The organism is Massiliimalia massiliensis (genome assembly GCF_900155615.1).
In the GTDB taxonomy this organism is placed as follows: domain Bacteria; phylum Bacillota; class Clostridia; order Oscillospirales; family Ruminococcaceae; genus Massiliimalia; species Massiliimalia massiliensis.
In genome coordinates, this window is sequence record NZ_FUHT01000004.1 from 389,365 (window position 1) to 411,913 (window position 22,549).

The window sequence follows — 22,549 nt, forward strand, 5'->3', positions numbered from 1 at the left end:
AATATAATTTTAAAAAATAAAATACGAAAAAACTACTTTACAAATCGTTTTGATTGTGATACTCTAATTTTGAAATCAATAAATAAAATATAATTTTAATAAATAAAATTAAAGGAGGAGATTTTCATGAAAGAGTCAATTCATAAGTTTTTTCAGGTCGGAACCATCCAATGGATGAGCTTTCCGAATGAAGAGGTCATGTCGTCACTGAAAAAAATCGCCTGTGATGAATTTTTTGACGCGGTGGAGGTGTGCCGTTTTCCGGATGATCAAGCTAGGAGCGCTGCGGCAGCACTGCTTTCCCAGGCGCATTTAAAGGTCTGCTACGGCGCGCAGCCCCGGCTGCTGGGACCAAAGCTGAATCCAAACGATCTTGTAGAGGAAAAGCGCTTGCTGGCGGAGAAAACCCTGTTGGAAGCAATTGATGAAGCAGAACAGCTCGGTGCAAAGGGTATCGCGTTTTTGGCGGGAAAATGGGAGACTCAGACGAAAACGGAAGCCTTTAAACAACTGCTAAAGACGACCCGTGCTGTCTGTGATTACGCAAAGACTAAAGAGATGACAGTTGAACTGGAAGTATTTGATTTTGACATGGATAAGGCGGCTCTGATTGGCCCTGCGCCGTATGCGGGAAAATTTGCCGAGGAGATGCGCACAACGCATAATAACTTCGGGCTATTGGTAGATCTGAGTCATTTCCCGACAACCTATGAAACCAGCAGGTTCGTGATCCGTACCCTGCGTCCCTATATTACACATTTCCATATTGGCAACGCCGTTGTCAAACCGGGATATGAGGCATACGGCGACCAGCATCCGCGGTTCGGCTTCCCGGACAGTGCGAATGATGTGCCGGAGCTTCTGGACTTTTTCCGCGTACTGAAGGAGGAGGGCTTCTTCTGCCCAGAACAGCCGTATGTCCTCTCCTTTGAGGTAAAACCGTGGGCGGATGAAGATGCGGACGTTATCCTTGCAAACACCAAAAGGGTAATTAACCGTGCGTGGGCACTGCTGGAAGACTGAGAGAAAGGAGGAAAAAGGAATGAAAATTGTAGTGTTAGACGGCTATACCGAAAATCCGGGAGATTTGAGCTGGAACGGATTGGAACAGCTTGGAGAACTGACAGTTTATGACCGCACGCCGAAGGAGTTAATTATAGAGCGGATCGGAGAAGCCGAAGCGGTTATTGTCAACAAGGTTCCGTTAACTCGGGAAATTCTGCAAAGCTGTCCGTCGATTCGGTATATCGGCGTCTTGGCGACCGGATATAATGTGGTCGACACTGAAGCGGCAGGGGAACGGGGGATTCCGGTCTGTAATATTCCGTCCTATGGCACAGCGGCGGTTGCCCAGTTTGCTATTGCCATGCTGCTGGAAATCTGCCATCACGTGGCATATCACAGCGAAACAGTCCATCAGGGCCGATGGAGCAGCAGCCCTGACTGGTGCTTTTGGGACTATCCGTTAATCGAGTTGCAGGGAAAAACAATGGGCATCATCGGCTTTGGAAGAATCGGGCAGGCGACGGCGAGGATTGCCAGGGCATTAGGGATGAAGATCCTTGCCTTTGACGAAATGGAAAACGAATCAGGCAGAGAGCTCGGCGAATATGTATCCTTTGATGAGCTGCTTGCGCGCGCGGACGTCATCTCGCTCCATTGCCCGCTTCTCCCTTCTACGGAGGGGATTATCAATCGGAAAAGTATTGCCGGCATGAAGGATGGAGTAATAATCCTTAACAATGCGCGCGGGCCGCTGATTGTCGAACAGGATCTGGCGGATGCCCTGAATGCAGGAAAGGTTTCTGCAGCCGGGTTGGACGTTTTGTCAGAGGAACCTGTCCGTCCGGATAATCCGCTGCTTTCGGCAAAAAATTGCCTGATTACGCCGCATATTTCCTGGGCTTCAAAGGAGAGCCGCCAGCGGTTGATGGATATTGCAGTTGACAACCTCCGAAAATTTATGGAGGGAAACTGCCAGAATCGTGTGAACTAATAATTTGATGATGACCTGTTTTAAAAACAGGGAAGGGGTGTATGCAAGATGAATGAGAAAACAGTCCTGGACTGCGCGCACGAAATACCGGTATTGATGGAATGTGATGTACTGGTAGTGGGCGGCGGACCGGCCGGAATAGCAGCAGCCGTCGGCGCGGCGAAGGCCGGCGCGGATACGGTTATTGTAGAGCAATATGGCTGCCTGGGGGGGAATATTACGGTTGGCGCAGTGGAACCGCCATCCTGGTACCGGCAGGAAAAAACGACAATGCCGGGCGGCGTTATAGCGGAAATCGAGAAGAGGATGCTGGCCCTTGACGCGGCAGCTCAGACATCCTTCCGGCCTTCCATTGGATATGCCTATGATACGGAAGTATATAAATATATGGCGGATCAGCTAATAAAAGATTACCATATCACACCGATCTACCATTGCCTGGGTACAATTCCCTATATGGAGGGAAACACTGTATGCGGCGTGATTACCGAGTCCAAATCCGGACGGACGGCGATTTTGGCAAAGCGGGTAATCGACTGTACCGGAGACGGTGACATCATGGCCCGCGCAGGTGCTCCGTATGAAAAGGGAGGCAAAAACAGCGAAAAGCTTTTTGCGGGTACATTGAAATTTTTCCTGACAAATGTGGATATTCCCAAGCTGGAAGCCGCGATGGACGAAGATCCCATGAGCCGCGATCCCTATGTACATAAGCTTTTTTACAAAACATTCCAAAAAGCGGTTGACGCAGGAGAGAAACCGCTTGAAAACAGCCTGAACAGAATGTTCTATACACCGATGCCGCCTTCCGATATCAATGTTAACCTGGCTACCTGGGACCGGGATGTAGACGGGACGGATGTACTCAGCCTGACCAGGTCGGAAATCAAGCTGCGTAAAGAGGTTATGAAGGTCATTGACCGGTTCCATAGGTATGGAAAAGAGGAAGGGCTTGGAGAGGCAAAGCTGAGAAATTTTGCAATGACCGTCGGCATCCGGGAAACCCGGAGGATGGTGTCAGAGCATATGATTACCGGACGGGAGATTTTAGACGGCGAACGGTTTGAGGATACAGTAGGCATTTTCCCAATCTATATGGACGGGGAAAATGTGAAAAAAATCCCCTATACCGATGAATACTTCCAGGTACCGTTTCGGATTATTGTTCCGAGGAAGGTGGAAAATCTGCTGTGCGCGGGACGATGCGTAGCCTGTACAAGGGATGCTGTCCCGACCACGCGGCAGATGGACTTTTGCATGGTAACCGGGCAGGCGGCCGGAGCTGCGAGCGCGCTTTCCATCCAGCAGGATACGAACAGCCGGGATGTTTCGGTCAGCTCGGTTCAGCAGGAGCTGGAACGCCAGGGTGTCAGAGTATTTTAGATGGCTGCTGAAATGCGGGATAGCTTGAAAAATAAATTTTCAAACACGGTTTTGTGCCTTGGCGGCAGAGATATCACCGCCATGTTGGCTATACGAGAACTGTACAATTCCCAAGAAAGGAATGATCATAACAATGAACCAGTCGATTTTTGAACCGGCGGCGCAAATTCCGGTTCTTGCCGAGTGCGACGTTCTTGTCGTTGGAGGCGGCCCTGCCGGGATTGCGGCCGCTGTTGGTGCGGCGCGTACAGGGGCTAAAACAATTGTTGTAGAACGCTATGGATGCCTGGGCGGTATTTTAACGACCTGTTCGATGGAAACGCCGGCATGGTGGCGGGATGAGAAGGCTGTCATGCCAGGTGGTATTTTCGCAGAGCTGGATGACCGTTTGGTTAAGGCGGGACTCAGCCAGCACTGCTTTTTCCGTCCCGGTACGGGCAGGGCATATGATACGGAAGCCTTAAAATATGTTGCGGATGAGTTAATGGAAGAAAATGGGGCGGTTTCTATTCTGCACTGCCTGGGAGTTTCTCCTATGATGGACGGCGACCGGATCGTCGGAATTGTCACGGAGTCAAAGTCGGGCAGACAGGCGGTTTTGGCAAAAAGAGTGGTGGACTGTACCGGGGATGCGGATATTGCGGCAAGAGCAGGCGCCGCCTTTGTCAGTGCGGAGGAACCAACCGGATCAATTCCGGCTGATCAGCTATATAACGGCACGATTGTTTACGGGCTGAGCAATGTTGATACAAAACGCTTTATTGAAGATGTAGACCGCGATCCCATGTCCCGGCACCCCATTCTTCACCGGCTGTGCCACCGTTATCTGGATGAAGCGGAACGCGACGGGATTCCTGTGCCGGAGGGGATGCGCAAGGGTTTTGTTTATAACATGGTGGAACCGGACGCTCTCCCGGCTCTCAACCAGACGCAGCTGCCGGTGGACGGGACAGACGTCATCAGCCTGACCCAGGCGGAAATCCTCGGACGAGAGGCTATCATGAAAACGATCCCGATCTACCGGAAGTACGCCCCAGGCATGGAGCATGCCCGGCTGCGCTACTTCTCCATGGGACTCGGTGTTCGGGAAACCAGGCGGATTGTAGGGGAGTATACGCTGAATCTGCATGATATCTTTGAATCAAAGTCAAGCCCGGAATCCATCGGGGTATACCCCTTCTGCTGCGATGGCGCAGAGGGAACTATCCCTGCTTCTACAGACCGTCATTTCCAGGTGCCATACCGGATTACAGTGCCGCAGACAGTGGAGAATCTTTTGGTCGCGGGGCGCTGTGTCTCTGCACAACGGCGCTGTTATGGGATTTCTCGGATGGTGAATTTTGCTATGGTAACCGGCCAGGCTGCCGGGACAGCCAGCGCAGTGGCGATCAAGGAAAACGTATCTTCCCGGAACGTCAATATTGCCGATTTGCAACGGGAACTAAGGCACCAGGGCGTAAAAATAAAATAATTTATGAGAAAGGACAAAGGAGAAGTAGTTATGAAAATGAAAGCATCAGAGGCAATTGTAAAAATTATGGAGGCGGAAGGGATTACTGATGCATTTGGTATCCCCGGGGCGGGAATCAATGGGCTGTACAAGTATATGGCGCAGGCGAATATCCGGCACTACTGCCACCGTCATGAAGAAGCCTGCGTCCATGCGGCCGGGGCATATTTCAGGGCGAGCGGACGGATGGCCGCTGCGCTCTGCACCTCCGGGCCGGGAGCAACTAATTTCGTCACCGGAATCTATACCTGTAATATTGACAGTATTCCGGTCCTGGCAATTACCGGCCAGGCCGTTCGGGCGCAGCTTGGAAAAGATGCGTTTCAGTGTGTGGATATTGCAAAAATCTGTGAACCGGTCGCCAAGAAAACCTATTGTGTCACCGATCCGGAAGACATTCCGGCCGTCTTTTCTGAAGCGATGCGGATTGCCCGGGAGGGAAAGCCGGGGCCTGTGTTGGTAGACCTTCCACTCGATGTCCAGAACGCGGAGATCGAATTTGATCCTTCCTCATATAAGCCGCAGCCCTACCAAAATCCGGCTCCGAAACCAGAGGATATTTCTAAGGCGCTTGATCTGATTCAGGAGGCAAAGAGTCCGGTAATGATTATGGGCGGCGGGGTCATCCTGGCAGAAGCGGCAGAGGAATGCGTCCGTTTGGCGGAACAGCTCAATATTCCGGTGATTACAACCTATATGGCAAAAGGAGGAATACCGGTAGACCATCCATTAAATGCGGGACATTGCGGGATTCAGGTCGGTCAGCCGATAGGAAATAAGGTGTTCCTGCAATCCGACCTGGTGCTCGGGATTGGCTGCAGGTTCAGCGACCGCCATACTGGGAATATTGAGACCTATACCAAAGGAAGAAAGTTTATTCATGTCAATATCGCGGATTGGGAGATCGGGAAAATTCTGAAGGCCGACCTTGGAATTGTTGCGGACGCCAAGCTGACGATTGAAGCATTACTGAAAGAAGCAAAAGCAAGAGAGCTTTTCGGCAATCCGGAAATCGTGCCGCAGATTCCTGCCCTGAGAAAGGAACTGGCGAGAAAGGTGGATTATGACTGCAAACCGATTAATCCGCATCGTGTGTTCCGGGAACTGAACCAGTTCTTTGGGGACGACGCCATTTTTACTACCGGATGCGGAATTACGCAAATTTGGTCGGGGCAATTACAGGAGATCAATATTCCTCGGGGATACCTGCCTTCCGGCGGCTCCGGAACACTGGGATATGATATCCCGGCCGCTTTTGGCGCAAGCATCGCGACAGGGAAACGTGCAGTAGCCGTTATGGGCGATTTCGGCTTCACCTTCCATGTACAGGAGCTGGCGGTATGCGCGAAAAATAAAGTTCCGGTTATTGTAGTGATCGTAAATAATGCTTATCTGGGACTGATCCGCCAGAACCAGAAGGGTGCTTACGGATACGAATATGCCGTCGAAATGTCTGAAAACCAGGGGATGATCGATTATGTTAAGGTGGCAGAGGGCTTTGCCTGCTATGGGGAGCGGGTATTTGATCCGGTTGATATTCCTGCGGCTCTTGGGCGTGCGGTTGACAGCGGGAAGCCTGCGGTAATCGATATCGTCTGTGATCCGCAGGTGGACTGCTCCATGGGAACAGCATTAGATAATGTGAAGGAATTTGTTTATTAATTTCCGCCGCTAAGTCATCTTGTTCGGCATTCTGAAATATAAATCAAAGTACGGAACGATAAAAACCGGCAAACCAATTTTTGGTTTGCCGGTTTTTTTAACGCAGAAGCATTTCATAGGTAAATCTGCCCATTGATTTTTTTAAAAGGAGCCATGCAAGCAGTGCGCAAACGATGCCCAGCCCCAGCAGAATCCAGAAGCTGATCAGCAGGATTCCAGTGAATTGCCCGACCACCAGGAGGATGATCGGAAGGATCAGAAAGACCGCGCCCTGCTGTGATTCTTCCACAGACTGCGCTTTGGCAGATCCACGGACAATCAGAGTGATGGCGATCAGGGAAATAGCAGGCGAGATGAGCAGCATAATGACGAGCCAGTTTACATCCGGAAGGACTAGATTGCCGGTGAAGAAAAGAATTTCCGCTTCCAAAACGATCAGCATGGTAAAAAAAGAAAAGAAGGAAACGATCATGCTCAGCAAAAAAGAGGCAAATACCTTGGAACGGAAGATCTGCTTTAGGGTGAGCGGGCAATAAAGCAGTGTTTCCAGCGTATGCTTTTCCTTTTCTCCCACAAAGGAGCTGGCCGCCATAATCGAAGCAGTCATAATTGGGATCATGAGAAAAAATACCGGCAGGATATAGTTCAGAATCAGGCCGATAACCGTCAGGCTGAAATCCCCTGTCTGTTTTGCCATGGGCAGCATTTTCAGCAATTGCTGGAAATCATCAGTTTCTTCCGGTACAAAATGAATAACCAAGATAAAAATGGTAGGCATCACAATCGTTAAGACAAGCGGGACAATCAACAGGGTGGAAAACAGCCGTTTGTTTGCAGTAATGCCCTTCAAATCCTTTTTGATAATTGCGCGCATAGCCTCTTTCATTCTTCTGCCTCCTTCTGTTTGGACGTCAGTGTGAAATAGATATCCTCCAAGGAAGGCTGTCTGGGATTAACCTGATAGATATCGCCTCCGTCCTCTACGATCTGCCGGACAATACGGGGGATTTCTTTCTCTGACTGTATCTCAATTTCAAATTCCTGTTCCCCGATTTTCCGGCAGGGTAACAATTCCGGTATCCTGCTTGCCCGTATCTTTACCGCTATTCTGGAGGAGGTTTCGGCGCGAAGTTCCTCCAGAGATCCAGAGGCGAGCAGCTTGCCCCGGTCAATCAGCCCATAACGGGTACAGATTTCCTGGGCGTAGCGAAGCTGATGGGTGCATAAAAAAACGGTAATCCCTGCTTCTTCTGCCAGTCTGCGGATCAGATGATTCACATTCTGCGCGCTTTCCGGATCAAGTCCGGAAGTGGGCTCGTCGAGAAAAAGCACCTTGGGCTGGTGAATCAGCGCGCGGGCAAGGGACAAACGCTGGCGCATCCCTGTGGAATAGGCGGCTAGCTTCCGGTCTTTAGCTTCTGTTAGCTCCAGCTCCTCTAAAAGTGTGTTGGCCCGCCTTTCACTTTCCGAGGCGGTCAGCCCAAAAACGGAACCATAGAATACAAGGTTCTGCAGGCCGGTAAGATTATCATACATCTGTGCGTGCTCTGTTACCACGCCGGATAGTGCATGTACCTTCTCTGGGTTTTTTACAGGGTCTGTGCCAAGTACCCGGCAGCTTCCCTCAGATGGGGTGAGAATGCCATTCAGAATTTTAACCGTAGTTGTTTTGCCGGCCCCGTTCGGCCCGAGGAACCCGAAAACCTCTCCCTGCTTTAGGGTGATGTCTATGTGGGACAGAGCTTGCTTGCCTCCGGGATATTGTTTGGACAAGCTTTCGATTGCAACAGCATTCATTTCAAACACTCCTCATCAAATTAGGGTTTATCGCTCTTGATTAAATGTATTTTACCACATCTATGCAGATTTTTTACCATTTCGATTCTTCTTGCCCTCCAAAATTATGTTGTTACCGATAAGCAGTGATTGTTTAACCCAGACACGCCGTAATTCCAACATACAAACCACCAAGAACAGCGAAGCTGCCTAATACCAAACAAACGATTGCAGTTATAGAATCTTCTTTATAGCTGTCAATATAGCTATAATGAGGTGAGACTGCATCATACCAAATCTGCACCTCATCACCGATTTTATATTGACAACGGCTTGTTCCCATTTTCACTTCAATGCGGATAATTTCATTGTTGACAACATACTCGTATGTTGGGAAATAACTTATGCGACGCTTATGATTTACTGTAGTTGTCATACTGCTTATGTCTACAATTTTTCCCATTGTTTGTGTTAAACATCTGCGTTTTTTATCTATTTTTTCCTTAAAATGTATATATCCATTTCGTGCAAAAAAGCCACCAACGCCGCAAAACAATAAAGGAAAACATATGCCATATATCAGTATTTTTTCAATTACACTCAAATTATGGCCTCCTTCAATAATGTCAAATTTTCGATTCTTTCATATCCACATTATATCATATCACATCAATACCGTCATTTTTTTCTGCTGTTTCACAACGATAAAAAGTTAACCGGCTGGAAACTTTTTCAAATTTCTGCTGTACGGCTGATCCAGTACATGTTTTTAAAAAGTTCAAAATCGACTATGCAAAAAATAGTTATAGTAAAATAAAAATGGGAGATGATAATGATAACATTTAGCAAAGGAGTCGTGCTATGTACCAACAAACCTGTATTTCAACATTTAAAGAGTATTTGAAGCGAGAAGAAAAAAGCAATGCAACCATCGACAAGTATGCTCGTGATATCCGCACTTTTTTTGAATATCTTGCGGAGAGGGAGGTTACAAAAGAGCTTACTATTAGCTATAAAGAGCATCTTTCCGGGCAGTATATGGCCGCCAGTGTCAACTCTATGCTGGCTGCGATCAACTGCTATCTGCGCTTTATCGGAAAACCGGATTGCTGTGTCAAGCTGCTCAAAATCCAGAGACAGATTTTTGCTGCCGAGGAAAGGGAACTGAGCAGATCAGAATACCAGCGCCTGGTCAAGGCGGCAAAAAACACTCGTCTTTCCCTCATTCTCCAAACTATTTGCGCAACGGGGATTAGGGTAAGCGAGCTTCAATATTTTACAGTGGAAGCGGTTCAGAAAGGGAAAGCTGTTGTGAGCTGCAAAAATAAGACGCGGATTGTCTTTATTCCCATACCGCTGCAAAGGCTGTTAAAAGAATATATAAAAAAATCCGGCCGGAAAGCCGGAGCGATTTTTGTAAGCAGAAATGGAAAACTTTTAAACCGAAGCAATATTTGGCGGGAGATGAAAGCTCTCTGCAGCAAAGCAGGGGTGCTGCCCGAAAAGGTTTTTCCTCATAATCTGCGCCATCTGTTTGCGCGGACATTTTACAGCGTAGAAAAGGATATTGTCAAGCTGGCGGATGTGCTGGGGCACAGTAGTATTAACACTACCCGGATTTATACCATGGAAACCGGATACCGGTACCTTCGGCAGATAGAACAGGTACAAAAAATATTAACAACATAATGATAATTATGTTGTTAATTGGAAAAAGAAATATTTTGTTTACATAAAAATAATAGCATATTCTGTTGAATTTAGCAAGAGCCGGCAAGGGATAAATTAGAAAATTGCAGGGAAATAAACCGGAAATTACTGGAAAAATTTCCGGTTTAACTTGTTGCTGCCTCTGTTCGAAAAAATAAATATTTCCGGGAGAAATCAGTCTTTATCATACAGTTGATTAGCACAAGAGAACAACATAATTATCATTATGTTGTTCAGCCTGAAAGAATCAGGTCAGAAACGATTTGAAACCGGGAGGGAATATAAATGATGTCAAAAAGACAGAATAAGGAACTGGATTTGCTGGAATATATTGCGGCGAAAAGCGGATGCCTCTATCTTTCTGATTTGCATAATCCAGAAAATCTGCTGTTTGTGCAGTGCGCGGTATCACAAATAGATCCATCTGTGTACAGTCTGGAAGAATGGAACGAGGCGGCGCGGTATATTACACAGGAAGCAGTTGCCTTTGAAACAGAGGAACAGGCTTTGAATTATATCATGTGCAGCCGGCAGCTGGGGAAAACAGGAACAGATGGGAAATAATTTGATGGTAAAAGAAGCTGCATCTTTGATAAACTTATCAAATTATCAAAGATGCAGCTTCTTTGTGATTTCACGGTACATGGCCTTCCAGTTGAAAATAAGCTGTACCGAAATTAAAATCAAGCTTACGGCCACACAGATGACGGATGGAATTATCACTTCCAAAAGGCCGGTAAACAGAAATACCAACGGAATAATTCCCATAACCGCACAGACAATCAGGTTGATCAGATATTCCTTGTCTGGGAGCCGGAGCACTCTTGACAGAATCAGCACCGCGAGCATTGCGCCGATGCAGACCGAGGGAAAGACGAAATCCGCCGACCAGCCGCGCCAGCCGGTGAGCACATCCCAAAGGAAAGCAAGCGCTGAAATTAAAAAGCATTGCCAAACAATGTTGTTTAACAGCTTGGCCTTTTTGATAATACCGATCACTGCCCAAAGCCAGCCGCAGCCTAATCCTAACGCGGCAAATAGAGACCACCAGGTTTCGGACGGAATCAGCAGATTAATCGCAAAACAGATAATCGCCGCGCTGACTGCGGCTGTGGAAATGATTTGGATGATCCGCTTTGTCCGGTTGGGATTAGGAGGAATCACCGGGTAGCTGCGTGTTTCCTCTGTGTCGCCGGAAAGGTTTCCGCCGCAAAGGGGGCAGTGTTCGTGAATCCCTGACACTTTGACGTTGCAGGGCTTGCAATAAAGCATTTTAAACTCTCCTCTCAATCAGAGGTATTACTCTTTATCTCGATCTCCACGCCCATGCCCGCGAGAAGACGGAAGAAGCTGCGCTGGATATCGGTATCCTCAAAGCTGGAACTGAAGCCGACAGACAGCACATCCCCGCTGGTACAGATGCAGGCTTGGAGCCGGGTGGTGCTGGCGAATACAGACATATGGTGGACATATGGCAATATTTCCTGCGGAAGCTGTGTTTTTCCAATATTGGAAACTACCATCGTTTCCCCGGAATTGGACATCCGCCGCGCAATTCTCAGGAAGAAGTTTTTGACTGACAGCGGAACCACTTTGACAAATGGATTTCTCTCAATCGACATATATCCGCTGATAATGCTTCTGAGATTCTCTTCAGTAAGCCCCTGTTCAAAGGAAGCTTTTAAGGAAGCAATCAAATCCTCCAGTTCGTCCTTTCCATGTCCAAACTGATAGGCAACGCGGATATTTCCAAAAAAATTCCGCATCGTGTCGGAAGAAAAATACTGCCGCAGGTTCACTGGGACGGTAATCACAATCGGCTTTTTCTCATTGTACAGAACCATTTCCTGACGGATAGACAGAATCAGAAGCGCGCAGAGAAAAATGGTAAGGGAGGTATGATAAGACTTAGCCAGCCTAAGAACGGCACTGCAGGACATCAGGCCTTCGGTGATCACATAATTTTCCGCATGCATCCCAGTCAGGTGGTATACGTGGCCCGGAAGCTTCGGCCTATCCTTTCGGATTTTCTTATAATACTTTTTAAAGCTGTCCTCGGCACGGGCTGAAATCGGAACGGGGGAGATCTCATCCGCAAGCTCCTGTCTGACAGCCTCAGGATGTGTCTCAGCCAGATAGGAACAGACGAGGTATTTCAGAAACTGCATAACGCCGGTACCATCCGCGAGGGCGTGGTAGGTTTCCAGGTTAATTCGGTTATGGAAATAACTGACGTCAAATAAAAGATGCCGTTTGTTCCGGTAGAATAGCTGGGAGCAGACGCCGGTATTCTCTATGTGACATTTCGGCTTCAGCTCGCTTGCTTCGAGATAGTACCAGAACAGGCCGCTCCTCAGAATATATAAGAAGTGCGGAAACTGGGCCAGCGTTTTTTCCAGTGCATGCTGTAGAACCTCTTCCTGTACAGGCTCATTCAGCTCACAGGAAAAACGGAACACACCAGTTTCCCGTCTGCTGCTGGTAGCCGGAAAAATTTTCCCGGCATTATCCAGCTTCAGCCAGCGATTAGTTTGACTCATTTTTTTCGCTCCCATTTAAAAATGCGTTAATCAGCTCATGCGCGCGGCGGACATGGACATAACCGATTCCCAGGCTCATGAAACCGTGCAGCGCGTCCTTCATACGGTGGACTTCTACCCGGTTCCCGGCCTCCCAAAGCTTTCTGCCGTAAGCCTCTCCTTCGTCGCGCAGAGGATCGTATTCGGCTGTGATCAGCAGAGTGTCCGGCTGGTTGGAAAAATCCTCCGCCAACAGCGGGGCAAAATAAGGGCTTTTTAAATCGCCGTCATCGCGTTTGTAAAGATCGATATATTCGCAGATTCGTTTTGAGGTCAGAAGATAGTCGCTTCCGTTTTCGATCACAGATGGAAACGGCGAGCTGACGCTGTGGTCATAGTAAGTGGCAGGATAGATCAAAATTTGACGGGGAATCGAAAACTCCCCGATATCCCGCGCCTTCAGTGAAACAGCCGCGGTAAGATTCCCACCGGCGCTGTCTCCGACCAGGGTCACGCTATGAGGGTCAAATCCAAACTGCACGGGGTGCAGGAACAGCTCCCGCGCTACAGCATAGCAGTCTTCTAATCCCTCCGGGAACGGGCTTTCCGGCGCCAAACGGTATTCTACTGAAATAACCTTGCTCTGTGTGGCGTCTGCCAGAGCAGAACAGACTTTGTGATAGGTGTCGATGCTTTCGGTTACCCATCCGCCGCCATGAAAAAAGAGCAGTGTGTTTTCCTCTGCGTTTTGCTTCGGAGTATAAATGCGCGTCAAAATATCCCTGCCGCCTGTGTGAACCACATGATCCTGCCAATTGTGATTCGGCGGCAGGAGCTTCGGTGCCTTCAGATGCTGGATAGAACGCTGTAGCTGATAGGTTTTACGGATATCGATATCAGGATAGGACAATGCTTTCAGTGCAAGACGCATAAATTTGTTGATTGCCATATAAATTCCTTTCTCTTGGAACGGAGGAAATGTTTCTTGTTTATTTATTATACCATAAAGAAGACGGGATAAAAACGGCGGTGCCGGAAGGCACGAAAGAGTTCGCTCTGAGAGCCGTTTTTGGGGACGTTAAACGATCCGTTTACGTTTAATATTATATATGTCATGAAGCCACCGGGATAAAAACGGCGGTGCCGCAAGGCACGAAAGAGTTCGCTCTGAGAGCCGTTTTTTGGGACGTTAAACGATCCGTTTACGTTTAATATTATATATGTCATGAAGCCGCCGGGATAAAAACGGCGGTGCCGCAAGGCACGAAAGAGTTCGCTCTGAGAGCCGTTTTTTGGGACGTTAAACGATCCGTTTAACGTTATTATACCATACGAAAAAATGATTCACAAGGAACCCCCATTTTAATTTGTACGAATTTCGGTAAACTTTTATTTGACAAACGAAATAAAAGGTGATATACTATAAATGTATTCAAGATAATTGCTATGTTCTCACAAGTTTGCAGATCATTGTTAGTTAGATGATTCGCTGAGCTTGTGAGTTTTGTTTTATTTGGGTACAAATATTTTTTTGGAGGTACCCGATTATGAATAACGGTACAGTAAAATGGTTCAACTCAGAAAAAGGCTATGGATTTATTTCCAACGATAATGGCGGGGAAGATGTATTCGTGCATTTCTCAGCAATTTTAGGCGATGGCTTTAAATCTCTCGAAGAAGGTCAGAAGGTAACCTATGATACCGAAACTGATCCGAAAAACAGCCGCAAGCTGAGAGCGGTTAATGTTTGCATAGCATAGTTTTTGTCTTTGGCAGAACATGAAGGAGCGGGAAACAATTTTGTTTCCCGCTCCTTTTGCTATAACGGTATTCGGTTTGCAGCGCTTACAAATGCTTTTCAGGCATGGGTGGAAATACAAATAAGGTATTTGCTTTGACAGAGATTCAGTCTTATAATAAAAGATACAGAATGGGAAGATATTTGACAATCGTGAGAGGAAGAAGAGTATTGTTTTCAAACCAAGCATTAAAGAAATTAATTATTCCGCTGGTTATTGAGCAGGTGCTGGTCATGCTGGTTGGCATGGCGGATACTGCGATGGTCTCCTATGCGGGCGAAGCGGCAATTTCTGGCGTAGCGCTGGTAGATATGTTCTGCTACATGATCATTACCATTTTAACAGCAGTTGCGACAGGCGGCGCTGTGATTGTATCGCAGTTTTTGGGCAGCGGCGATAGGACAAAGGCGAACCTGTCCGCCAGCCAGCTATTAGTTATCACTTTTTTGATTTCATCGGTGATTATGGCTGTTTGTACTGTTTTTCATCATGGAATTTTGAAATTATTTTTTGGATCAATCGAAGCCGATGTAATGGAAGCGGCTGCTACCTATTTGGTCATTACCGCCTTTTCTTTTCCGTTTCTCGGTATCTATAATTCTTCCGCGGCGTTGTTCCGCTCGATGGGCAAGACAAATGTAACGATGTATGTTTCGCTTTTGATGAATGCCATCAATGTGGCGGGGAACGCAGTGGGAATTTTTGTATTCCACGCTGGCGTTGCCGGGGTGGCGGTACCGACCCTGATTTCTCGCATTGTAGCCGGGATTTTAATGTCGGCGCTGGCGTTCAGAGAGTCCAATACGGTTTTCGTGCGGTGGAAAGATATTTGCAGATGGGATCGGGAAACGATCAGGAGGATATTGCGGATCGCTGTACCAAATGGGATAGAAAACGGCCTGTTTGCGTTGGGAAGAGTGTTGGTAACCAGCATTGTGGCATTGTTTGGGACAGTCCAGATCGCGGCAAACGGCGTTGCAAACAGTGTGGACATGATTGCCATTGTGGTAGTGAATGCAGTAAACCTGGCTATGGTTACTGTTGTAGGGCAGTGTGTCGGCGCGGATGAATATGAGCAGGCGAAGGCATATACCTGGAAGCTGATGAAGATTTCTTATCTTGCCACGGCGGTTCTGGGTGTGCTTGTCTGTGTATCCCTGCCCTTGATTCTGCAGATTTATGAGCTGTCTGACCAGACCTACCGTCTGAGCTGTTTTTTGATTATCATGCATAACATTCTGGCAATTTTGCTTCATCAAACCTCCTTTAACCTGTCGAATAGCCTGCGGGCGGCTGGGGACGCCAAATTTACCATGTATGTTGGAGTCGGTTCTATGATCGTATTCCGTCTTGGCACCGCCGTTTTGTTTGGGATGGTGCTGAATCTTGGAATCATTGGGGTGTGGATTGCAATGGGAATGGATTGGTTAGCCCGGTCTGTTGCGTTTGTGATTCGTTATAAAAGCGGGAAATGGAAAGAATATAAGGCAATCAATTAAATACGGAAAAAAAGAGCGGGATGATGCTAGACATCATCCCGCTCTTGCTTCTGTATGCTTAGTCCTCCCAGACTTCTTTTGCCATATAAAAGGCCGCCCACGCCTTGGGCGAGCCGCTGTAAAAAGCAAGCTGGGTCAGCACTTCGGCGATTTCCGTTTTTGTGACCCCATTTTCCTTTGCCCTTTGCAGGTGGAATTTTAGGGAGGAATCCAGAATACCGCTTGTCATCAGCGCCGTAACAGTAATCAGGCTGCGGTCTCTGGGGGAAAGCTGTTCTTCCCTTGACCATACCTCTCCAAATAGAATATCGTCGTTTCATTCCGCAAATTTGGGAGCGAAATCTCCCAGCGCGTCTCTTCCGGCTGTGACTTTTTTCTCTGACATTTCTGTTCTCTCTTTTTTCTCTATTGATTGTTTTGTGCCATGACGCCCACAAGCCGGTGCGGGAGGTATGCCTCTTCCAGATAGGTCATCTCTTCCTGGGAGAGAGAAAGGTCTGCCGCTCTGACTGCGTCCTCAATATGCTGTAGCTTTGTCGCCCCGACCACCGGGGAATCTGTCTTTGTCAACAGCCATGCAAGGGCAATTTCCGTCATGGAGACGCCGCGCTTGTCAGCAAGCTCTGCCACGCGGTTGATAATCACACGATCCTGTTCTGCCGTTTTGTCATATTTGAACTTAGCATAGCTGTCCTCCTGAAGACGCCTGCTGGTTTCGCCGGGACGTCTGGATAGCCGGCCGCCGGCCAGCGCGCTGTAAGGAGTCATCGCGATATGGTCTTCACGACATAGACGGGTCATCTCTCGTTCCTCCTCCCGGAAGATCAGGTTGTAATGCCCCTGCACCGATACGAATTTGGTAAAGCCTTCCCGTTCTGCCAGCGCGTTTGCTTTGGCAAGCTGATAGGCGTAGCAGTTAGAAATCCCGATTGCCCTTACCTTTCCGGACTTAACCGCTTGGGTCATCCCTTCCATAATTTCGTATAATGGCGTATGGTAGTCCCACATGTGGTAGATATACAGGTCTACATAATCCATGCCAAGATGGGAAAGGCTTTGGTCGAGCATTCTTGCAACATGCTGCTGTCCGCTGATTTTGTTTTGAATTTCTTCTTCTGTGCGCGGGAGGAATTTTGTCGCTACCACGACATCCTCCCTCCGGGCAAAGTCCCGGAGCGCCCTGCCGACATATTCCTCGCTGGTACCGTTTTGATAGGCAATTGCAGTATCATAAAAGTTTACGCCGAGCTCCAGGCCGCGCTTGATGATCTCACGGGATTGTCCTTCCTCCAGCGTCCAGCTGTGCTGGCCGCGCCGGAACAGCTTGACGCCGAGCTCTGCCTCCAACTGCATGAGCTGACGGGAAAGTGTTGGCTGTGTGACATGTAAAAGCTGCGCGGCCCGGATGATCTTTTCCTCCCTGGCAGCCATTAAAAAATGATTCAGGACACGAAGTTCCGATCACCACACCTCTTTTCACTCTCCCATCTTACCCATATGTTCGTCTGAGAATCAAGGCAGCCTCAAAAGCTTTTTGAAGGAACTTACAGATAGTGGTATTTTTCTTTTTTGATGACAAAGAAAACAATTGTCACAATCAGTGCCATTGCCTCTGCCACCACGATAGCCAGCCAAATCCCATCAATTCCCAGGAAAATCGGTAAAATCATCACGACAACAATCTGGAAAACCAGGGTTCTCAAAAATGAGATAGCTGCGGATACGGCTCCATTGCTCAGAGCGGTGAAAAACGCCGAACCAAAGATACTGAACCCGCTCGCCAGGAAAGACAGGGCATACAGCCGGAAACCATGATTTGTCATTTCATACAGTACAGGGTCGTATCCGACAAATAGCTTGGAAAGCCATGGGGACAGGGAAAGGGCCAGGACAGTCAGCAGAAAACCTGTTAAACCGATAAAGGTTAGGCTCTTACGGAAAAGACTTTTCAGTTCAGCGTGGTTGGCCGCACCATAATGGTAGCCGACAATGGGAGCGCAGCCGATGGAATATCCGATAAAAATAGAGACAAAGATGAAGTTTACATACATAATGACCCCATATGCCGCAATTCCGTCCTCGCCGGCAAGATTCATAAGCTGGAAGTTATATAGGATATTGACAATGGACATGGAAATGTTGGTCATTAGCTCAGAGGAACCGTTCGTGCAGGCCTTTATTAAAATTCTGCCATGCCATTTTGCTCTTGTCAGATGGAGCAGGCTGCTGTTCTTGGAAAAGAAGTAGATCATCGGAATCACTCCGCCCACAGCCTGGCTAATTGCCGTTGCGATTGCAGCGCCTGCCAACCCCCAATGGAACACGACAATAAACAGAAAATCCAGGAAAATATTTGTCACCCCGGCGGCAACGGTAACCGCCAGGCCCAGACGCGGTCTTTCGGCAGTAATCAGAAAGCTCTGAAAAACGTTCTGGAGCATAAAGGCAGTCAGGGAAACCAGGAGAATTCTTCCATACAGGACGCAGTCCTCGACCATGGCGTCATCCGCTCCCATTGCAATTGCGATTGGGCGAATCCAGATCAAGCCGACGACAGTTAAAATCAGTCCTCCGACGATAGTGACATAAACCAGCATGGAAAAATATTCGTTTGCCTTTTCTTTTTTTCCTTCTCCCAGCGTTTTGGAGACAATAGCGCTCCCGCCGGTACCGATCATGAAACCCAGCGCGCCCAGGATCATGAGCAGCGGCATAATCAGATTCAGCGCCGCAAAGGGCGTCTTTCCCACGAAGTTGGAGACAAACAGGCCGTCGACAACACCATAAATAGAGGTAAAGATCATCATAATAATTGACGGAAAAACGAAACGCAGCAATTTTGGATAGGTAAAGTGTTCAGATAATTGGATTCTCATTTGTTAAGACGATAGCCTTCGAGCAGTCGAAAGCACTCCTTTCTTGTAGAATTGGAATACGGTATATTCTTGGCTGCGTAAAGTCTATTGCAGCCAACCGATTTGGTTAAAAAAATGCCCGGCTATCGAAATAACCGAGCGCACTCGACATCTTATCGACCTTGCGGTTGCGACCACAGGTCCTCCGATGACCAAACTATTTTGTTTTCCGGTACTGTTGTAGCTCCGCCTTCATGAGCCGGTTATACTTTCGGGTAAGGTGTATCAGCATCATCCGTTCCTCTGCGGGCATCATATTCCAGACAGCTTCTTCTATCCTGTCAACACTGCTGATATGTTCTTCTACAAATGCGGTGCCGGCTTCTGTGAAAACGATTTTTTTTGTCCTCAGATTATGCTCCAGCGTTTCGAGATGAACCAGCCCCTTTTTAATCAACTGCTTGCAGGCTGAATTTACAGTCTGTTTGCTGATAAAAAGCTGTTCGCTGATGCCGCTTTGCGTATCGACACCTTCGTGAAGCATCAGCAAAATCCAGTATTCCGCTTCGGATAATCCGCAGCATTTTGCGCACTGGGCATAAATGCTTTCAGAATCTTTGCAGGTGGCCCGGTAAGCCTCGATACTTCCTTCCGATGATGGGTCATACTCCATTTATGCTCCTCCTGATAGTCCGGTTTCATAAAGTACTAATTCGGACTATTTGTATTATAGGGAATATTTTACTGTTTGTCAAGGGTCGGATTGAAAACAATTTTTCTAAAAGCATGGGGAACATAGGAGGATATTCCGATGGAGTTAGTTTGGATTTCGCAGGACAGAAATATTTTAAATCGCGTATTGTATTTCTTCTGTCATTGCGATATGATAATAGGTAAGAATAGGAGGTATCTGCTGTTTTACAAAAGTCGGGATGGCTTAAAAGATGCCCCAGCATAAGGAAAGTATGGTGATAACGATGACAGAAGAAGAAAAAATTATGGCCGGGGTGCTGTTCAGCCCGGCTGATCCGGAGCTGAAAAAAATAAAGCTGCGCACCCATAATCTGAACCTGGACTACAACCGGACATATGAGGACGAGGTGGAAAAACGGCAGGAATTGATCCGGCAAATTGTTGGAGAGATCGGCCCCGGAGGCTTTATGCAAGGGCCAATTTTTTTCCATTATGGAGTGCATACCAGGATTGGAAAAAATTTCTTTGCAAACTTTAATTTGACGGTGCAGGATGACGCGGCTGTTACGATTGGCGACCACTGCAACTTTGGGCCGAATATCACCATCGTCACTCCGATCCATCCGATGCTGCCCAATGAACGGGATGAAATTCGGGATAAAGACGGCAATATCAAGCGTCTTTGCTATGCAAAGCCGGTGCATATCGGCAATCATTGCTGGCTGGGAGCTAATGTAGTGGTCTGTTCCGGCGTTACGATCGGAGACGGCTGTGTGATTGGCGCGGGAAGCGTTGTAGTAAAGGATATCCCGCCGAATAGCTTTGCCGCTGGGGATCCTTGTACGGTGATCCGCGAGATTACGGAAAAAGACAGTATGAAATATAAACCGGAGATTCTGGCAGACAATCAGGTGATAGAATAGCGCCTGGCCGGCAGATACTGCATTCGGCAAAAAATCAGAGGGCGCCATTGATTTTCAATGGCGCCCTCTGATTTTATTTTTGGGGACTGTTTCTGTATGCAACAGATTGACGGATTGCTAGCTTTGTGCCGATCCGAATTTTCCTGGATCGCGTTTCAGCAGTGATATGATCCTGGCTTTGGATCAGGCGGATTAATTCATCTACTGCCTCTACCGCCATCGCATGTTTGGACACATTAACAGAAGTAAGCGGCGGAGCAGTCATTTCGCAGATAGGACGGTCGTTAAATCCGATGATAGAGAAATCTTCCGGTACTTTGTAGCCATACTCAGAAAATGCCCGCACAGCGCCCGCGGCAATGGTGTCGTCATCGCAGACAAAAGCCCCGGGCAGGCCAGAACCGGAATGCGTCTCCAAATACTGTTTCATATCCCGGCAGCATCCCTCCTCCGTATAATGAACCTCCAGGATATCTGAGGCGGAGAGCCGACATCCGAAATACAGAAGGGCGTTTTCGTAACCCTGCTGACGCTCCTCAAAGCTGCTTATCCGAATGCTGCTTTTCAGGTACCCAACCCGGGTATGTCCCATCTTGACCAGATATTCAATCGCCTGAAAGGTACCCATCTGATTGTTAATAGAAATCGTGTTGCAGGGAAGCCGGGTAAAATCATGATCAAGTGCTACAATGGGAAAAGGAAGACCCTGAAATGGCTCCATATCCTCATCCTGCATCTCTGTTGCGAAAAGGATTGCGCCTTGGGCATCCATTTCCTTGATATGACTGAGCTGCGGCTCGATTGGCTGACGTTTGTCAATGGTACAAAGCAGTATATTATATCCGAGGGAACGCGCGTGCGTTTCAATATTTTCCATTAGTAACAGAAAAAAAGGATGGAGATCCAAAATTTCGCCGTGCCGTTTGTAGATGATAAAGCACAGGTTGCTGCTTGTGGCGGTGAGCGGTTTTTTAATCAAAAAGCCATATCCCATTTCCTGAAGCTGCGCCAGGACTCTTGTACGGGTTGCCTCCGAAATTCCCGGTTTATGGTTAATGACTAAGGATAGCCCGGCAGGAGATATACCCAGATGCTGTGCAATTTCACGGTTAGTCATGATGAACCTCTTCCTTTTTCAAATAATCATTTTATTATTAATAGTATAAAGAAAACAGAATAGAATGTCAATGGTTTATTGAACTGTTTAGTAATATTTAGAAAAATATTTCAATAAATTGAAATAAGAAAAATCATTTGATTTTAGTATTTTTGACTGGTAAATAAAGCCAAATATGGAACCGGAAAATTGTATAGTATTGGGTATTTACAAAAGTTATATTTGGATATAAAATCTAAATATAACTAAACAAATAATAAATATTTAGGAGGGCGAGAAAATGATTCAGTATAAACCGGTAACAGGGGAATTTGACCTCACAGGGAAAACAGCCGTCGTAACAGGGGGCGCTGGAGCAATCGGGCTGGAGACAGCTAGAATGTATGCCAGAAAGGGTGCGAACCTAGTCCTGGTTGACGTCAAGGACGATGTTCCGCAGGTGGCCGAAGATTTAGAGAAGGAATTTGGAGTCAGGGCAATAGGCGTGCATGCAGACCTGACAAGTCAGGATGATGTGGAAAATGTTGTCCGGGAAACGCTGAAGACCTTTGGAGAGGTACATATTCTCGCAAATGTTGCCGGGCGCGTTGATCTGGACAACGCAGAGGACATTGACGTCAGGCTGGTCGAAAATCAGATCAATGTTAATGCGATTGGTGCGTTCCGGCTGACCCAGAAGATCGGGCAGGTAATGATTGAACAGGGAAAGGGCGGAAAGATCGTATGCGTTACCTCGCAGGCGGGCTTCATTGCCATTGATAAGCATATTGGATATACCATGAGCAAAGCCGCTATGATCGGAATGATCAAGGTGCTCGCCCTGGAATGGGCAGAATTTGGAATCAATGTCAACGGCGTGGCGCCAACGGTTGTGCGTACTGTTTTAGGTGAGCGCGCGTGGCAGGGGGAAGTAAAGGAACGGATGCTCAAAGCGATTCCGGCAAACCGGTTTGCGGAAGCGGATGAAATCGCAGCGGCGATTCTATTCCTGTCCTGTGATGAATCTAATATGATTACCGGTGAAAACCTTGTCATTGACGGTGGTTTTACCATTCAATAAAGCAAAAGGCAGAAAAGCCGCTCCCACCTGGAGCGGCTTTTCTGCCT

General features: G+C 47.6%; 21 protein-coding genes and 1 pseudogene. 11 read left to right on the forward strand and 11 right to left on the reverse strand.

The features are described from left to right. Nucleotides 1-126 precede the first annotated feature (126 nt). The 5 genes from CZ360_RS10410 to CZ360_RS10430 all read left to right on the forward strand — a co-directional run bounded on the left by CZ360_RS10410 (nt 127) and on the right by CZ360_RS10430 (nt 6,551). Nucleotides 127-1,023 (forward strand): sugar phosphate isomerase/epimerase family protein, encoded by an 897-nt coding sequence (locus CZ360_RS10410; RefSeq protein ID WP_077534141.1) that lies wholly within the window; start codon nt 127-129, stop codon nt 1,021-1,023. 19 nt (nt 1,024-1,042) lie between these two features. Further along, nucleotides 1,043-1,996 carry a D-2-hydroxyacid dehydrogenase gene (locus CZ360_RS10415; protein WP_077534142.1) on the forward strand — a complete coding sequence of 318 codons (954 nt, stop codon included), beginning with the start codon at nt 1,043-1,045 and terminating at the stop codon, nt 1,994-1,996. Between the two features lie 48 nt (nt 1,997-2,044). Next, nucleotides 2,045-3,379, forward strand: a complete 1,335-nt coding sequence (locus tag CZ360_RS10420; RefSeq protein WP_077534143.1) for an FAD-dependent oxidoreductase — start codon at nt 2,045-2,047, stop codon at nt 3,377-3,379. A 133-nt stretch (nt 3,380-3,512) separates the two neighbouring features. Beyond that, on the forward strand, nt 3,513-4,850 hold the full coding sequence (locus CZ360_RS10425) for an FAD-dependent oxidoreductase (RefSeq protein ID WP_077534144.1): 1,338 nt from the start codon (nt 3,513-3,515) through the stop codon (nt 4,848-4,850). A 30-nt stretch (nt 4,851-4,880) separates the two neighbouring features. Continuing rightward, on the forward strand, nt 4,881-6,551 hold the full coding sequence (locus CZ360_RS10430) for a thiamine pyrophosphate-dependent enzyme (protein WP_229408043.1): 1,671 nt from the start codon (nt 4,881-4,883) through the stop codon (nt 6,549-6,551). Nucleotides 6,552-6,648: 97 nt separating this feature from the next. Here CZ360_RS10430 and CZ360_RS10435 read toward each other — a convergent pair whose 3' ends face one another. The 3 genes from CZ360_RS10435 to CZ360_RS10445 form a co-directional block, all read right to left on the reverse strand. Further along, the gene (locus CZ360_RS10435; RefSeq protein ID WP_077534145.1) at nt 6,649-7,437 is read right to left on the reverse strand and encodes an ABC transporter permease family protein; all 789 of its coding nucleotides are present in this window, start codon (nt 7,435-7,437) and stop codon (nt 6,649-6,651) included. Continuing rightward, a complete protein-coding gene (locus CZ360_RS10440; protein WP_077534146.1) occupies nt 7,434-8,348 on the reverse strand; it encodes an ABC transporter ATP-binding protein in 915 nt (304 codons plus the stop codon). The genes CZ360_RS10435 and CZ360_RS10440 overlap by 4 nt, the downstream gene beginning before the upstream one ends. A gap of 133 nt (nt 8,349-8,481) precedes the next feature. Then, nucleotides 8,482-8,931, reverse strand: a complete 450-nt coding sequence (locus CZ360_RS10445; RefSeq protein WP_159438241.1) for a DUF3592 domain-containing protein — start codon at nt 8,929-8,931, stop codon at nt 8,482-8,484. Between the two features lie 257 nt (nt 8,932-9,188). Between CZ360_RS10445 and CZ360_RS10450 the strand changes: the two genes are divergently transcribed. Then, complete coding sequence (locus tag CZ360_RS10450; RefSeq protein ID WP_077534148.1) at nt 9,189-10,016, forward strand: tyrosine-type recombinase/integrase; 828 nt, start codon at nt 9,189-9,191, stop codon at nt 10,014-10,016. Nucleotides 10,017-10,322: 306 nt separating this feature from the next. Further along, nucleotides 10,323-10,601, forward strand: a complete 279-nt coding sequence (locus tag CZ360_RS10455; RefSeq protein ID WP_077534149.1) for a hypothetical protein — start codon at nt 10,323-10,325, stop codon at nt 10,599-10,601. Between the two features lie 45 nt (nt 10,602-10,646). Here the strand turns inward: CZ360_RS10455 and CZ360_RS10460 are convergent, their stop codons facing one another. The 3 genes from CZ360_RS10460 to CZ360_RS10470 are packed head-to-tail and all read right to left on the reverse strand — an operon-like array spanning nt 10,647 to nt 13,505. After that, the gene (locus tag CZ360_RS10460) at nt 10,647-11,309 is read right to left on the reverse strand and encodes a DUF6320 domain-containing protein (protein WP_077534150.1); all 663 of its coding nucleotides are present in this window, start codon (nt 11,307-11,309) and stop codon (nt 10,647-10,649) included. 14 nt (nt 11,310-11,323) lie between these two features. Then, nucleotides 11,324-12,577 carry a hypothetical protein gene (locus CZ360_RS10465; protein WP_077534151.1) on the reverse strand — a complete coding sequence of 418 codons (1,254 nt, stop codon included), beginning with the start codon at nt 12,575-12,577 and terminating at the stop codon, nt 11,324-11,326. After that, nucleotides 12,564-13,505 (reverse strand): alpha/beta hydrolase, encoded by a 942-nt coding sequence (locus CZ360_RS10470; protein WP_205411125.1) that lies wholly within the window; start codon nt 13,503-13,505, stop codon nt 12,564-12,566. The genes CZ360_RS10465 and CZ360_RS10470 overlap by 14 nt, the downstream gene beginning before the upstream one ends. A 598-nt stretch (nt 13,506-14,103) precedes the next feature. On the opposite strand from CZ360_RS10470, the gene CZ360_RS10475 reads away from it, so the two are divergent. Continuing rightward, entirely contained in the window at nt 14,104-14,316 is a 213-nt protein-coding gene (locus CZ360_RS10475) for a cold-shock protein (protein ID WP_077534152.1), read from the forward strand. 209 nt (nt 14,317-14,525) lie between these two features. Next, nucleotides 14,526-15,854, forward strand: a complete 1,329-nt coding sequence (locus tag CZ360_RS10480) for an MATE family efflux transporter (protein ID WP_077534153.1) — start codon at nt 14,526-14,528, stop codon at nt 15,852-15,854. A 58-nt stretch (nt 15,855-15,912) separates the two neighbouring features. Here CZ360_RS10480 and CZ360_RS10485 read toward each other — a convergent pair. From CZ360_RS10485 to CZ360_RS10500, 4 genes and pseudogenes are all read right to left on the reverse strand, one after another. Continuing rightward, nucleotides 15,913-16,239: pseudogene (locus tag CZ360_RS10485) on the reverse strand (carboxymuconolactone decarboxylase family protein). Between the two features lie 20 nt (nt 16,240-16,259). Next, nucleotides 16,260-17,300 (reverse strand): aldo/keto reductase, encoded by a 1,041-nt coding sequence (locus CZ360_RS10490; protein ID WP_267872691.1) that lies wholly within the window; start codon nt 17,298-17,300, stop codon nt 16,260-16,262. A 98-nt stretch (nt 17,301-17,398) separates the two neighbouring features. Next, the gene (locus tag CZ360_RS10495; RefSeq protein ID WP_077534155.1) at nt 17,399-18,730 is read right to left on the reverse strand and encodes an MATE family efflux transporter; all 1,332 of its coding nucleotides are present in this window, start codon (nt 18,728-18,730) and stop codon (nt 17,399-17,401) included. Nucleotides 18,731-18,926: 196 nt separating this feature from the next. Then, the gene (locus tag CZ360_RS10500) at nt 18,927-19,382 is read right to left on the reverse strand and encodes a MarR family winged helix-turn-helix transcriptional regulator (protein ID WP_077534156.1); all 456 of its coding nucleotides are present in this window, start codon (nt 19,380-19,382) and stop codon (nt 18,927-18,929) included. A 271-nt stretch (nt 19,383-19,653) separates the two neighbouring features. Here CZ360_RS10500 and CZ360_RS10505 point away from each other — a divergent pair, with 271 nt between their 5' ends. After that, nucleotides 19,654-20,325 (forward strand): sugar O-acetyltransferase, encoded by a 672-nt coding sequence (locus CZ360_RS10505; protein WP_229408044.1) that lies wholly within the window; start codon nt 19,654-19,656, stop codon nt 20,323-20,325. Between the two features lie 73 nt (nt 20,326-20,398). Here the strand turns inward: CZ360_RS10505 and CZ360_RS10510 are convergent, their stop codons facing one another. Next, nucleotides 20,399-21,442, reverse strand: a complete 1,044-nt coding sequence (locus tag CZ360_RS10510) for a LacI family DNA-binding transcriptional regulator (RefSeq protein ID WP_077534157.1) — start codon at nt 21,440-21,442, stop codon at nt 20,399-20,401. Nucleotides 21,443-21,722: 280 nt separating this feature from the next. Here CZ360_RS10510 and CZ360_RS10515 point away from each other — a divergent pair, with 280 nt between their 5' ends. Further along, the gene (locus CZ360_RS10515) at nt 21,723-22,502 is read left to right on the forward strand and encodes a GolD/DthD family dehydrogenase (RefSeq protein WP_077534158.1); all 780 of its coding nucleotides are present in this window, start codon (nt 21,723-21,725) and stop codon (nt 22,500-22,502) included. Nucleotides 22,503-22,549 lie beyond the last annotated feature (47 nt).

Coding starts and splice junctions, on each gene's coding strand:
- CZ360_RS10410 (WP_077534141.1), top strand. CDS start 127: ATGAAAGAGTCAATTCATAAGTTTTTTCAGGTCGGAACCATCCAATGG.
- CZ360_RS10415 (WP_077534142.1), top strand. CDS start 1,043: ATGAAAATTGTAGTGTTAGACGGCTATACCGAAAATCCGGGAGATTTG.
- CZ360_RS10420 (WP_077534143.1), top strand. CDS start 2,045: ATGAATGAGAAAACAGTCCTGGACTGCGCGCACGAAATACCGGTATTG.
- CZ360_RS10425 (WP_077534144.1), top strand. CDS start 3,513: ATGAACCAGTCGATTTTTGAACCGGCGGCGCAAATTCCGGTTCTTGCC.
- CZ360_RS10430 (WP_229408043.1), top strand. CDS start 4,881: ATGAAAATGAAAGCATCAGAGGCAATTGTAAAAATTATGGAGGCGGAA.
- CZ360_RS10435 (WP_077534145.1), bottom strand. CDS start 7,437: ATGAAAGAGGCTATGCGCGCAATTATCAAAAAGGATTTGAAGGGCATT.
- CZ360_RS10440 (WP_077534146.1), bottom strand. CDS start 8,348: ATGAATGCTGTTGCAATCGAAAGCTTGTCCAAACAATATCCCGGAGGC.
- CZ360_RS10450 (WP_077534148.1), top strand. CDS start 9,189: ATGTACCAACAAACCTGTATTTCAACATTTAAAGAGTATTTGAAGCGA.
- CZ360_RS10455 (WP_077534149.1), top strand. CDS start 10,323: ATGATGTCAAAAAGACAGAATAAGGAACTGGATTTGCTGGAATATATT.
- CZ360_RS10460 (WP_077534150.1), bottom strand. CDS start 11,309: ATGCTTTATTGCAAGCCCTGCAACGTCAAAGTGTCAGGGATTCACGAA.
- CZ360_RS10465 (WP_077534151.1), bottom strand. CDS start 12,577: ATGAGTCAAACTAATCGCTGGCTGAAGCTGGATAATGCCGGGAAAATT.
- CZ360_RS10470 (WP_205411125.1), bottom strand. CDS start 13,505: ATGGCAATCAACAAATTTATGCGTCTTGCACTGAAAGCATTGTCCTAT.
- CZ360_RS10475 (WP_077534152.1), top strand. CDS start 14,104: ATGAATAACGGTACAGTAAAATGGTTCAACTCAGAAAAAGGCTATGGA.
- CZ360_RS10495 (WP_077534155.1), bottom strand. CDS start 18,730: ATGAGAATCCAATTATCTGAACACTTTACCTATCCAAAATTGCTGCGT.
- CZ360_RS10500 (WP_077534156.1), bottom strand. CDS start 19,382: ATGGAGTATGACCCATCATCGGAAGGAAGTATCGAGGCTTACCGGGCC.
- CZ360_RS10505 (WP_229408044.1), top strand. CDS start 19,654: ATGCCCCAGCATAAGGAAAGTATGGTGATAACGATGACAGAAGAAGAA.
- CZ360_RS10510 (WP_077534157.1), bottom strand. CDS start 21,442: ATGACTAACCGTGAAATTGCACAGCATCTGGGTATATCTCCTGCCGGG.
- CZ360_RS10515 (WP_077534158.1), top strand. CDS start 21,723: ATGATTCAGTATAAACCGGTAACAGGGGAATTTGACCTCACAGGGAAA.